The sequence below is a fragment of the Photobacterium sp. genome, from assembly GCF_033720175.1.
Classification (GTDB): Bacteria; Pseudomonadota; Gammaproteobacteria; order Enterobacterales; family Vibrionaceae; genus Photobacterium.
In genome coordinates this window covers 302,300-314,771 of sequence record NZ_JAWWDA010000002.1, presented here as the reverse complement: position 1 = coordinate 314,771, position 12,472 = coordinate 302,300, and the positions used below count along the sequence as shown (strand labels likewise).

The window sequence follows — 12,472 nt, the reverse complement described above, 5'->3', positions numbered from 1 at the left end:
TTACTTTTTATTCAGCAGAAAAGCGAGATTGCTGTTAGTCAGCTGTAAATCGGCTTTTAATCGCTCTTGTTCCAATGCCAGATTTAACTCTTCGCTCGCGGCTCGAATATATTCATCCAGATTGCTGGTATTATTTTGATAACCACGTTCTACCGCCTGGGTTCGCTCTTTGGCTCGTTTTAGCAGCGTATGGCTATAACGATTAGACCGTTCCTGAAGGTTGTGGTAATTCACCAGTAAGGCATCGACTTTGGCATTCATCTGCTGGAGCAGCAGATCGCGTTGAGATTTTACCGCCCCGACCAGGTGTTGCGCTGAGGACAACTTTTTATCCTGACGTTTCTCGGTAAACAGCGGGATATCCATCGTTAAGAAAAAACTCACCAGATCAGATGCCGGCTGGCCATTCATGCCATTGGCCTGGCGATAGCCATACATCATTTCCACCCCGAATTGAGGCTTATAAGCTTCATGAGCTATATCAACCTGGGTTTCACTGCTCGCAACCAGATAATCAACCATCTTGACGGTTGGGTGCGTTAACAGGGCGTTATAATGGCTCTGCGGTTTGGTCGCTAAGTATTCCGTCAAGGGCTTCCAGCCGGGGTAACGGTTAACTTTCATATCCAACGCCCTGTCACCCAGCCACTCACTAAGCTGAGCACGGATACGTTGTTGCAGCTGCTGGTTGGCCTGCAGCTTTTCATCAAGTACAGAAACCTGAAGCTGCGCCTTGATAAGATCTTGTGCCTGATTGACCCCCACCCCGTAATTGGTACCTAGATAGTGCTCAAGATCAGAAAACAAGACCCGGTTTTGCTCTAATGTCTGCTGGGCTTTGCGCTGATAAAAAAGCTCAATCCACAACACGGTGATCGCATTGGCGACTTCCAGTTCACGTAAACTGGCCTTTTGGCGCATGCTGTCGGCCTGCTCAGTACTTTGTTTTAACTGTAGATCTAAGGCGTCACCCCGGCCGAATTTCTGCATCAGGCCCACTGAGATGTTGGTCATCGGATCTTTATCGAAACTGAAACTATCAATGGGCAACCCCCCAACCCCGACTTTTAGCTGAGGATCCATCCATTGGGAATTGGCGACGCCCATATCTTGCATTGCATCGGCCTGATATGTGATTTGTCTTTTGCCTGCGTCTTGCTCAACGGCATAGGCTATCAGCTCATTTAGCTCCGTTTCAGCAAAAGCAGGTTTGATCAATATCGCAGCCAGGCTAACTGCCAATAAGCGGCACGAAATTTTTGAACGCATAATTCAATCCATTACATGAAGTAATTGCTAACAAATAACCAATCCACTTTGGGTGCTGTCGTGCAGCTGTATTACTGACTCGATAAAGGCAGTTATGCCAAGATGTTAAGTGGCAGATACAGACATAAGCAACCGGTGCAATTGGTCGAAATAATTGGATTAGAGTTATGCGATTGGGGGACGGAACAGTGATTCGATACGCTGACGCCGCTCAAAAAGACCGCTAAGGGCAGCAGGGGTGGGATTAAACGATAAGGGGATCGTAAAAGCTGATGGCGGTAAATACCCCATAACGCTCATACATAACGGCTGACTGCAGCATTGATCAAATGTACTGTTATCAGTGTCAGAACCACAATCGACCTGCATCTGGCTCGCCTGTGCAAGTTCGTTGTTTTCTGAGTGATGCTTTTGACCATGGCAGTCCATGTCAGCCATAGAAGCGTTTGCTTGAGTCATCTGACCCATGGCAGAAGAAGAGAGGTGTACCATGCCAGATGAAGAACGTGCAGCCACGACTGAGTTTGATAACATCGCTGCTATCAAAACCAATATCAAAGCAACCAAATTGTATCGGGAGCCTGTGTGAGCCATCTTTCTTCATCCAAGTGAATACACTGAAACTATAAAGCTTCCAGCAGGGGTAAGGTCAATAAGTTTTGATCCACTTTTCAGCTTAATCGTATTAAGTGAACACATAGTAAACTATTGCTACCCATCCCTGAATCAGCACTACCACTACCCTGTGGTTGAATCAACAACAAACCTTACATACTATTTAGTAGATTGATTTAATTGCAATAAGTCCCATTTGTTCCCATAAAGGTCTTGGAATACTACGACCGTTCCATATTCCTCAACCCTTGGTTCTTCGTTGAATACAACGCCTTTTTCTTTCATTTTTTGGTAGTCACACCAGAAGTTGTTGGTTTGTAAGAACAGAAACACTCGACCACCTGTTTGATTACCAACAGACTTCAATTGTTCTTCTGTGCTTGCTTGAGCCAGAAGCAGATTTGTACCATTTGAATTTGGGGGAGACACTTGCACCCAACGCTTACCACCGCCTAAATCAGTATCTTCGATCAGCTCGAATTGAAGTTTTTGTGTATAGAATTCAATGGCAGCATCGTAGTTTTCGACAACTAGAGCAATATTACCGATTTGCTGTTGGATTGGCTTAGTCATAAACCGCCCTCATTATGTGTAGAGCAGGAATTTTACATCATAATAGAATCGAAATATCAACTGATTTAATTTTCAGAACGGTTTAATGTGGACTCTATCACCACTAGAATTAGACAATGAGACTTTCACTAACGCTCTGAATTTGCTTGTTGATTATTTATACCCAAGATACCCAAGTGACCTTAAGATCACTCCCGAAGGGCGAGTTTCCAATCGATTTCATCTTATCCCGATTTCTTCTTGTTTCAATGGCTTCTTCGGTTTGGTAACGGAGCTACTTGGTGTATTGATATGTTTTACAGCGGTTGCCATAAACATGGTTCCAATCATCTTCCATCACCTATAAAGTACGCAAAACATTGCCTCTAAAGGCTCTGATGCCCTTTGGTAAACGGTAGTGATTCAAACAAATTAACCGCCCGCTTTTAACAGCGCCGTATGCTGTACAAAGCGGGTGGATTTGCTAAGTCAGAAAGAGTGTTGAACAAATGAATAATGAACTTGATGTAATTGATAACCTGGAAGAACTAGAGCGCTTTCTATTGTCAATTGAAAATGGCGGTCTGGGTTTGAAAGACGTTGCAGGTGTAGGCATGGCAACCAATAATTCTGATGGCCGCCATTTCGTTGCAGTATTCGACAATAGCCAGAAACTTATTCTGGCACACTGGGTTACTCAAGATGTTTACGACAATGGTAAAGATCTTGTCCGTAATGGCCCAAGTCGCATGCACTAAGCTTTTGTTGCCTTAACACCGAGAACTCAAGCAACGCATCGTCTTCTCACTATAAACGCCGTCAGTTAGCGACTGATGGCGTTTTATATTAGCGAAGGCATCATTTATGCCACCTTGTGATTGATGCCGTAGAACTCACGCTTCTTTCGGTAGCATTTCAATTGGACAAAATGATGGGCAATATCCTGATAGTCGGGCCGTTCAATGAGTGATATTTTGGGTTTACCCACATTGCTCATGAATAGATCGCACGCCTCGGTGGCATCCAGTGCTCACCTTTGCCTTCCCATTTGATATTGCAGCCAATCGGATTGGTCACCGGTACGGTTACAGGCAGGCCCGCCAAAAGCTCCTCCAGAGCATTGTCGAGATCATTGACCGTCATCCTGGCCGTATTGCGCGGATTATCAACCCCGCGGCCAGTATAGACGAGTTTTCGCTCCTGGTTGAATACGTAGAAATGCGGCGTTCTCAGTGCTCCATAGTTTCCTGTGACTTGTCCCGTGCATACACCCACGGAAACTTATTTCCCTCCATTCGTTTCAGCATATGCTCAAAATCATCCGTCGGGGGGGCTTCTCGCTGTTGGCGTTGATGCCCACAAAAGCAACGCTCTTACCTTTAAACCTGTCAGCCGTCGCTCGGGTGACTTCATCTGACCCGATGACGAAGGGGCAATGGTTGTAGGTAAAAAAGACTACCAGCAACTTGGCTTCGGTAAAATCAGCCAAGCTATAGACCTTCCCATCGGTTGCCGGCAACTCGAAATCAGGTGCCCTGTCACCAACTTGTAATGTAAACATCATCGGTATTCTTCTTGCAATGTTTGTCAAAGCTGAACATTTGAGTTTGTTATCTTCAACACGTTGACCGTGCATCCAATGATTCGCAGCCTGTACATGCAATTCACGTACATAGTTGGCTACCGACATTCTGAATTCACCGTAAGCGAAAGAGTCAGCTAACCGAACTCATTCTAAGATCATAATACATAGTACTCATCTTTGTGCTGCACACAGTCCATTGCCCCCAAAGCAGAACGATCCGGTGACTTAGGGTGTAACGCAAATACAGCGCGACATTTGCGCAATCAGCCAGCTTGACCAATACTTTATCTAGCCGCAAAAGACACAAATCACATCGTATCATCAGGAAAGGAAAAACTATGTTATTTCCGGAAGATATGACACGTCTGACTTGGATTGTTTCCAAGGAACGCCTGGCCGCCTGCCTCCAACTGCTGTCTGAAACGGAAGCCTTCCAACCGATCGACCGCCATTCTCTGGGAGAGGGGGAAGATCTCCAGCCATTAAAACTGTTGATCCAGGCCAGACAACGCCATCAGCGCTTTCACGCCGCAGAGCAGTTGTTCGAAGCACTTCCAAAGAAGCCGCTGCTCAGTTATAAGATAGGAATATTATCCGGCTCAGCCTCGCTTCCCCAGGACGCGATTCCGGTCGACAACGAGCTTTTTCTCTGGGTGGGAGACACCCCACCGACCGATCTGAAATCCTACTTCCCTCTACCCGACCAACCGCCACTGGCGCTTACCGAACAACCGCTCACCGAACAACAATGCCACCTGCTTTTGGCCACGGCAGAGCAGATCGGCCACGTCGAGGATTGGGCCATTATTGATGGCTGGATCCCCAGAGAACAAACGGAAACATTTGCTGAGCTATTGCACCATGAGCGCATCGCCTTGACCCCGGCAGAGGATAGCGGTCTTTCCCTGACCCGAGTCCCCAGCTTGTTTCGCCGACCTAAGATCCTGGAGGGGTTTGCGGCCCTGATACGGCTATATGGGATCACCGGTTATCGCGAGCTCGATCCGACACCGCTGCTGTGCATCAGCTTTACGCTCATGTTTGGGATGATGTTTGCCGACCTGGGACAGGGATTGCTCCTGATCCTGCTGGGTTTGTGGCTATGTAGTCAACGGTGGCCGAGATCGAACTCGACATTAAGGCGCCATGCCGGGTTGTTGCTGATACCGATTGGATTCTCAGCTGCCATATTCGGCATCCTGTTCGGAAGCCTGTTCGCCCGCGAAGACTGGATCCCCGCTCTTATCTATCATCCAATGGACGAGGTGTATACCTCTCTTGCCATCAGCGTTATTGTCGGCATATGCGTACTTTGCATAAGCATGTTTATCGGTCTGGTTAACGCTTGGTTGAGTGGGCACATTAAAGAGCGTCTATGGGATAATTTTGGCCTCGTCGGCCTGCTGTTTTACCTTTCCCTTATCGGCCTGGCTCTTGGTTTTTGGGCGCAGTGGCCAGCCATTCAGGACCTCAGCCTGAGCATGGCTTCTGCTGGGCTGATCAGCATGGCCTTACACAACTTCACCCGGCAAGAGCAGCTCCCAATCGTGTTACGCCTCTTTGCAACGCTCCTGGAAACCTACGATTTTGTAATTAAGTTTGTGGTCCATACCCTCTCCTTCGTTCGTCTGGCGGCCTTTGCTTTTGCCCATATCGCGCTCTCGATGGCGCTAGTTATTATTGTGGAGCTGTTATCCGGTCACGCCTGGCTAGCCTGTAGCATCTTTGTGATCGGCAACATTCTGATCACCGTCATCGAAGGGGTTCTGGTCTGTATTCAGGTGATTCGCCTGCACTTTTACGAATTGTTTACTAAATTTATCTCAGGAGACGGTATTCCGTTCGAGCCCCTCAAACTTTCCGTGGAGCATTTTGATGAGTATGCCGATATCAGTCAATAAATGGGTTTGGGGGCTCTGCACCACTGCGGGCTCTTTTATCCTACTCTCTAGTCTGCTGCTGTATTTCATGCCCAAAGCTGCTGCGGAACCCTCTCAGGAAGCCGTCAAAATGCTTCCTCACTGGGGCAGTTACATGGCGGCAGCGGTGGCGACGGGGCTCTCCAGTATCGGCGCTGGTATCGCCGTCAGTCAGGTCGGCGCTGCAGCAGTGGCGGCGATCTCAGAAAAACCGGAGCTGTTTGGACGAGTGATAGTAATTCTGGGCCTGGCCGAAGGGATCGCCATCTACGGTCTGATCATCTCCATCATCATTATTGCAGCCCTGTGATGATGGAGCTGCGCATTCAGGGCACAGAGGAGGAGCGGTTGCTGTTTCAACTGCTCGGCATTGCCACCAGAAAAAGCGATGAGCCTTGCGGACTACTTCTTGGAGCGAACGAGCCACCTCCCGAAGAAACCGACCGAATACCGTACCTGAGACTACCGGATCCCGCCCACCCTTCGCGCGAGACTGAACAACTGAGCAAGATGCTGGGCCACGCCATCGGCCTAGAGGAGGTGCGTCTATGACTCACAACACTCTGGAGAAGCTGTACGAAGAGTTGGAACAAAAGCTCCGGCATCGACTGGATCAGATTGAGCAGGATCACCGATCCCGAGCAGAACAACTAGAACAGGAACAACAACGCGTTTATCACGCCCGGACCAGCCATCTGCGACAGAGCCATGCCAATCGGCTGCGACAACTTCGCCTCAAGTCGACGCGAGAAACAGAAACCCGTCAACAGCAGCATCTCTGGCGCTGCCAGCAGGAGTGTATCGACGAGATTCTGGCAGATACTCGTCAACTACTGGTGCAACAACCGCCGGACCACAACTACCTGGAATCCTGGATAGAGCAGGTATCACCACTGCTGGATCCCACCTTAAATTGGCACCTCAAAATATCTCCCCTATGGTCGGAGAAGATTGATCCGAAGAGCCTTACCCTCAAGTGCACCTCTATCTCACCGGCTCCGATGTTAGGCGGGGCCATTCTTGAAAATAAGGAAAGGCATATCGAAATAGACGGCTCCTGGGAACAGCGATTGGAGAGGCTGATCCCTGAGCTCTGGCAAAGGTGGCTTGAAGATGTCAGCACGAACGATCAGGATTAGTGGCCCCGTAGTTGTCTGTGACCATTCAGAGCAGTTCGCAATGGGCGATCGTGTTGCCGTTGGCGATGTGGGTCTGATTGGTGAGGTCATCCGCCTGACCCCGACTGAATGCTTTCTTCAAGTCTACGAGGACACCACCGAGCTCAAAATCGGCGAACCGGTCACAGGCAGTGGATCATCACTGGCGGTGGAGCTGGGTCCCGGCCTGTTGTCCACCATTTATGACGGTATCCAGCGTCCGCTGACCCTGATTCGAGAACAGGTTGGGCCGTCTATTCGCCAAGGCGCACAAGCGCCAGCGTTGAGCCGAACCCGGGCCTGGCCATTTGAACCCAGTCAGGAGACGGGAGCCGAGCTCAGCGGCGGAGCCATCATAGGTCTGGTGAGGGAAACCCCCACCACCAGCCACAAAATCCTGCTGCCCCCCGACCTCTCCGGCCAGCTGGTCCATATCGCTGAACCTGGCGAATACACACTGGAGGACACCATCGCCCGGATCCGCAGTGCCGACGGACAAGAACGCCCAGTTTATCTTTATCACCGCTGGCCCGTCCGCATCAAACGTCCAGTGAGTCACCGGCTGATGCCAGACCAACCGCTCATTACCGGGCAACGCATTATCGACACTCTCTTCCCTCTCGCCAAAGGAGGCACTGCGGCCATGCCGGGAGGGTTCGGTACCGGAAAAACGGTGACCCAGCAAAACCTGGCCAAATGGTGCGACGCTGACATCATCATCTACATCGGCTGCGGTGAACGAGGCAACGAGATCACCGGCGTGCTCGAAGACTTCCCCCGGCTCCGCGACCCCAGGACTGACCGCCCGTTGATCGAGCGCACCGTCATGATAGCCAACACCTCCAACATGCCGGTGGCGGCCAGAGAAGCGTCGATCTACACCGGCATCACGATCGCGGAATACTTCCGGGACCAGGGACTGGACGTGGCCCTGATGGCCGATTCGACCTCCCGTTGGGCGGAAGCGCTGAGAGAGATATCAGGGAGACTAGAAGAGATGCCGGCAGAAGAGGGCTTTCCCGCCTATCTGCCGAGTCGCACCGCCGAATTTTATGAACGGGCGGGAAGAGTTCGTACCCTGGCCAATGAAACCGGCTCCGTAACCGCCATCGGTGCAGTTTCCCCCCCGGGGGGCGATTTCTCCGAACCCGTCACCCTGCATACCCAGCGTTTTGTGAAAGCCTACTGGATGCTGGACAAAAATCTGGCCTACGCCCGCTTCTTCCCTGCCATTCACCCCTTGGAGTCGTACTCTGAATTTGATGTGGATCTCGCCCCGTGGTGGGAAAAAATCTCCCCCGACTGGCAACAGGATCGCGATGAACTGCTCGGTCTGTTGCTTACCGCAGACAAGTTAAAGGGCATTGTCAGGATCCTGGGCGAGGAGGGGCTGTCCGATCACCAACGAAAGACCCTGATGGCAGAGCGTGTGGTCAAGGAGGGGTTCCTGCAGCAGTCAGCCTTCAGTGCGAAAGATCGTTTTGCGTCACCGGAAAAACAAGCCTGCCTGCTAAGGGTGATCATCAGGCAGATCCGCGCCCTACTCGATGATACAACGCCGGCCCGAGAAGCGTTCGCCAAATTCAAACTCAATGAACTGATCCGGCTTAAGGATGAACTGGGTTCGGATGAAACGGAAAAAATCATGAAATGGCAGCACACACCATGAAAGATCCCATCATCTACACGCAGTTGGAGCAGATTGAAGGCCCTCTGATCGCCTTGGTGGCAGCGCTGCCCGGGATCGGTTTTGGTGAAGCGGTTCAGGTGGCCGATCGGAAGGGACGGATCCGCCATGGTCGGGTGGCGCAGCTGGATGGTGACAAGGTAATGATCGAAGTGTTTCAGGGCACGACAGGGCTAGCCAAGGGCTCACAGCGAATCCGCTTCCTCGGTCATCCGATCACCTTAACGGTCAGTGAGTCCATCATCGGCCGACGTCTTAACGGCGTAGGTGACCCCATTGATGGAGGGCCGCCTTTGACCGGAGTCGCACTGAACATAAACGGCAACCCGCTCAACCCAACGGCAAGGGCGTATCCCCATGATTTTATCCAGACAGGTATCGCCGGTATTGATGCCATGAATGCCCTGGTTCGGGGTCAAAAGCTGCCGATCTTCTCCTCATCGGGGCTACCCCATGACCAACTGGCCATCCAGATTGCTCAGCAGGCCAGGATCCGCCCGGATCTGAGCAACAGTGCAGCGGGCGAAAGCAGCAGTGAAGAACTGGTGGTGGTGTTTGCGGCCATCGGCATCAAGCATGATGTCGCCGTACGATTTGCCGAAGAGATATCCGGGCGTACGGTCTCCTTTCTCAATCTGGCTGACGATCCGGTCATGGAACGGTTACTGACACCACGGGTAGCCCTGACTGCCGCCGAATACCTCGCGTTTGAGCTGGGCCTGCATGTGCTGGTCATACTCACCGACATGACAATATACGGCGAAGCACTGCGGGAAATCGCTACCGCACGGGGGGACATCCCCTCCCGAAAGGGCTATCCCGGTTACCTCTACAGTGATCTCGCCACGATTTTCGAACGTGCCGGGCGAATCAAGGACAAGTCCGGATCCATTACCCAAATTCCGATCCTGACCATGCCCAGCAATGACATCACCCATCCGATCCCAGATCTGACAGGCTACATCACCGAGGGACAGATTGTCCTCTCCCGCGACCTGTTTCGACAGCGCATCTACCCCCCGATCAACCTGCCGCCCTCCTTGTCTCGGCTCATGGCCGACGGTGTTGGCCAGGGGTTGACCCGCGGTGACCATCAACCTCTGATGGAACAACTCTATGCCGCCTATGCCCGTACCGAAGAAGTTCGCATGATGACCCGCATCGTGGGGGAAGGAGATCTGTCATCAGTCGACAGATGCTACCTTGAATTCGGCAAGTGCCTGGAGCAGTCATTTATTGCCCAGGATCTCACCGAAGATCGCAGCATCGAAGAGAGCCTCGATATCGGCTGGCGTGTATTGGGCTGTCTGCCCAGAGAAGAGCTGAGCCGGTTGAGTGCTACGATGCTCGAAACCCATGGAACACTTCTGAATGAAGGTCTGGATCCGGACCTTGAGAGGGAGAAAGACTGATGCCGATCACCGTTCACCGACCAGCCACCAAGGCAGAGCTGGTCAGCATCAAGACCGAGCTGAAGGTTTCGCGGGAAGGCCTTGATCTGCTGGAGCGCAAACGCGATATGCTGATGGCGGAGGGCCTGAAGCAGCTAAAACAAGCCAAAACACTCAGGCAGGAGGTCACCCAAGCCTGGGCGGTGATCCAGAATCACTGGCTGGATACGCTTAAACATGAATCTTTTCAGACAATGAAGCAGTTAGCCGACACGGTGGAACAGCCCGCCCCCTTGCAAGACAACAGCCACCGCTGGATGTCGGTCGAGCTGGCGGAGCTCTCCCAACTGAAGCCGACACTTAAGCTGCTGGGGTCGGTCACGCAGATCGGGATCCGCCCTGAACAGGTACGCGGGAAGCTCGGGGAGCTGATGCCCGAACTGGTGAAATTGATGGCGCTTGAGACCAATATCCGCCGGATCGCAGCTGCCTTAAAGCAGTGTCACCGCCAGGTAAATGCACTGAATCAGGTCATTATTCCCGAACTGGCCCGGGAAAAAAATCGCATCGAACAGCAACTTGAGGAGAAAGAAAGGGAGACAATCTTTCAGATCAAGCGATTAAAGGCCCGCCTGCTATGAAACAGAACGAGCTGGAAGAGTTTGTAGCTAAATTGTCAGAAGCTGAACAGGCGGCGGCCGAAAAAATCCGCCAGGCAGAAGCGGCCGCCGAGCAACAACTAAGCGACAGACGTAAACAACTGGAACATGAGCTCCAGGAGCAGTTAACCGCGCTGGAGCAGACATTCGAACAGGAGAAACAGATCTACCTCGAGGCATTGACTAACGAACAGCAACGGCTTGCCCAGGAAACATCCAACCAAATAGAGCGACTTCAGCAGCGTCATGCCGTTCAACGCACAGCGCTGGTGCGCTGGTTAGTCAGGCGGATAACGCAACCATGAAAGCGGCGCTCTGGACCAAGCTGAAGTGTGCAGGCCCACTGCTTGACTTCGATAACGAAATGCAGCGTTTCCTCTACTGGCTGGATCCACCGCTGCGGCCCCTGGTGGTCAAGTGTCGCAAGTGGCAGCAGCGCTACCGTCAGGCTTCAGGGGTGGAGCTACATCTGGATATCGAGAGGCAAGCGTTAAGGGATCTGCGACGCCTCTCGAACAACATTCCGGAGCAACCGCTGATCGATGAATTCCTGGCGCGGGCTGAACGTGCTCATAACCGCAGTTTGGCGGCACGACAAGCCGCCCTAAGCGGAAAAACCATCGACTTGGACCTGGATGATGAACTGATCGATGCCCTGCTGAACTGGCTGTCGACCCGCCCTGAACACAGGGAAATTGCCGCCTGGCTGTCACGGGTGTTGCGCGCCTGGCGGGCAGAAAGAGGTCCGTTGCACGGACCAACATGAGCCTCTTGCCTGACCGCGGTACAGATGTAATCTTTATATGGCCCAGCAATCATTGGACATGCGCAGAGCTGCGGGCGGTTCGGTGATCACCAAGAAACGGTTACAGGTTCGCTTTGTGCCTTTGACTGGAAGCCCCTACGCCAAAGTGCTGATTAACGACGCCAGATGCAATGTCGATATCGCTAACAGACTTTAATTCAATCAAACCACTTATTGTTCTGTCAAACACTGCCTTCTATTGATGAGATGGTATCAAGCAGATGTTGCGACAAGTTGGCTTTTTCATTCGTTTTAAAGTCAAACATCACCACTTCAGCACAACCGACCGTCGTGGTTCTGCCGAGTTTCTTACTGACAATTTCATAAGCCATTGTGAACCTGTCGGCTTTAATCTCAGAAATGCGTGAACCGACATATAAAGTATCAGGGAAGGTAACGGGCAGCTTATATCGACAGGTTGTTTCACTCAATATCGGCCCCACTCCTGTTTGCTTCATTTCCGCCATCAAAGCGGCTTTATTGAAGTAATCGATCCTGGCGGTTTCAAAATAGCGAAAATAAACGACGTTATTAACATGATTCAGGGCATCCATCTCCCCCCAGGCAACAGGAATTTCGGTGATCACCGGATAATCTTTCAGCATGTCGTCCATGTTTGCTCCCGTCATTTCTTTTAAAAATAAAATGGCTATACCTGATCTTCAGGTTGGCTAATTATCTATTGTTAGAGTAATTAACCTAGCCCCAATCTAACATTCTTGCAACAACTCCCGTTCCATTTTGAGTCAGTATTTTTAGAATTGAGCACTTCACCGCAGCCAATTACTCGTGGTTTGTAGCACGCAGATATTGTTATGGAAGAGTTTGCAAAC

15 protein-coding genes are annotated in these 12,472 nt (G+C 51.3%); 9 read left to right on the top strand and 6 right to left on the bottom strand.

All coding sequences use genetic code 11. The features are described 5' to 3' along the window. The 3 genes from R3289_RS04035 to R3289_RS04025 form a co-directional block, all read right to left on the bottom strand. Positions 1-1,269, bottom strand: a complete 1,269-nt coding sequence (locus tag R3289_RS04035; RefSeq protein ID WP_318924204.1) for a TolC family protein — start codon at positions 1,267-1,269, stop codon at positions 1-3. A 165-nt stretch (positions 1,270-1,434) separates the two neighbouring features. Beyond that, complete coding sequence (locus tag R3289_RS04030; protein WP_318924203.1) at positions 1,435-1,863, bottom strand: CopL family metal-binding regulatory protein; 429 nt, start codon at positions 1,861-1,863, stop codon at positions 1,435-1,437. A 180-nt stretch (positions 1,864-2,043) separates the two neighbouring features. Beyond that, on the bottom strand, positions 2,044-2,457 hold the full coding sequence (locus tag R3289_RS04025; protein ID WP_318924202.1) for a VOC family protein: 414 nt from the start codon (positions 2,455-2,457) through the stop codon (positions 2,044-2,046). Between the two features lie 488 nt (positions 2,458-2,945). On the opposite strand from R3289_RS04025, the gene R3289_RS04020 reads away from it, so the two are divergent. Continuing rightward, the gene (locus tag R3289_RS04020) at positions 2,946-3,194 is read left to right on the top strand and encodes a hypothetical protein (RefSeq protein WP_318924201.1); all 249 of its coding nucleotides are present in this window, start codon (positions 2,946-2,948) and stop codon (positions 3,192-3,194) included. Between the two features lie 235 nt (positions 3,195-3,429). On the opposite strand, the gene R3289_RS04015 is transcribed toward R3289_RS04020, so the two are convergent. Both R3289_RS04015 and R3289_RS04010 read right to left on the bottom strand, forming a co-directional pair. Next, positions 3,430-3,711 carry a hypothetical protein gene (locus tag R3289_RS04015; protein WP_318924200.1) on the bottom strand — a complete coding sequence of 94 codons (282 nt, stop codon included), beginning with the start codon at positions 3,709-3,711 and terminating at the stop codon, positions 3,430-3,432. A gap of 25 nt (positions 3,712-3,736) precedes the next feature. Further along, a complete protein-coding gene (locus tag R3289_RS04010) occupies positions 3,737-4,126 on the bottom strand; it encodes a redoxin family protein (protein ID WP_318924199.1) in 390 nt (129 codons plus the stop codon). A gap of 233 nt (positions 4,127-4,359) precedes the next feature. On the opposite strand from R3289_RS04010, the gene R3289_RS04005 reads away from it, so the two are divergent. The 8 genes from R3289_RS04005 to R3289_RS03970 all read left to right on the top strand — a co-directional run bounded on the left by R3289_RS04005 (position 4,360) and on the right by R3289_RS03970 (position 11,600). Next, positions 4,360-5,922: a V-type ATPase 116kDa subunit family protein gene (locus R3289_RS04005; RefSeq protein ID WP_318924198.1), complete on the top strand. Its 1,563-nt coding sequence runs from the start codon at positions 4,360-4,362 to the stop codon at positions 5,920-5,922. Continuing rightward, positions 5,903-6,250 (top strand): ATP synthase subunit C, encoded by a 348-nt coding sequence (locus R3289_RS04000; protein ID WP_318924197.1) that lies wholly within the window; start codon positions 5,903-5,905, stop codon positions 6,248-6,250. Before R3289_RS04005 ends, R3289_RS04000 begins: the two co-directional genes overlap by 20 nt. A gap of 238 nt (positions 6,251-6,488) precedes the next feature. After that, positions 6,489-7,079, top strand: a complete 591-nt coding sequence (locus R3289_RS03995) for a hypothetical protein (protein ID WP_318924196.1) — start codon at positions 6,489-6,491, stop codon at positions 7,077-7,079. Further along, the gene (locus R3289_RS03990; protein WP_318924195.1) at positions 7,054-8,766 is read left to right on the top strand and encodes a V-type ATP synthase subunit A; all 1,713 of its coding nucleotides are present in this window, start codon (positions 7,054-7,056) and stop codon (positions 8,764-8,766) included. Before R3289_RS03995 ends, R3289_RS03990 begins: the two co-directional genes overlap by 26 nt. After that, positions 8,748-10,196, top strand: a complete 1,449-nt coding sequence (locus R3289_RS03985) for a V-type ATP synthase subunit B (protein ID WP_318924194.1) — start codon at positions 8,748-8,750, stop codon at positions 10,194-10,196. Before R3289_RS03990 ends, R3289_RS03985 begins: the two co-directional genes overlap by 19 nt. Beyond that, positions 10,196-10,816, top strand: a complete 621-nt coding sequence (locus R3289_RS03980) for a V-type ATP synthase subunit D (protein ID WP_318924193.1) — start codon at positions 10,196-10,198, stop codon at positions 10,814-10,816. Before R3289_RS03985 ends, R3289_RS03980 begins: the two co-directional genes overlap by 1 nt. Next, complete coding sequence (locus R3289_RS03975; RefSeq protein ID WP_318924192.1) at positions 10,813-11,139, top strand: hypothetical protein; 327 nt, start codon at positions 10,813-10,815, stop codon at positions 11,137-11,139. Before R3289_RS03980 ends, R3289_RS03975 begins: the two co-directional genes overlap by 4 nt. Further along, positions 11,136-11,600 (top strand): hypothetical protein, encoded by a 465-nt coding sequence (locus tag R3289_RS03970; RefSeq protein ID WP_318924191.1) that lies wholly within the window; start codon positions 11,136-11,138, stop codon positions 11,598-11,600. Before R3289_RS03975 ends, R3289_RS03970 begins: the two co-directional genes overlap by 4 nt. Before the next feature lie 221 nt (positions 11,601-11,821). Here R3289_RS03970 and R3289_RS03965 read toward each other — a convergent pair whose 3' ends face one another. Beyond that, positions 11,822-12,253, bottom strand: a complete 432-nt coding sequence (locus tag R3289_RS03965) for a thioesterase family protein (protein WP_318924190.1) — start codon at positions 12,251-12,253, stop codon at positions 11,822-11,824. Positions 12,254-12,472 lie beyond the last annotated feature (219 nt).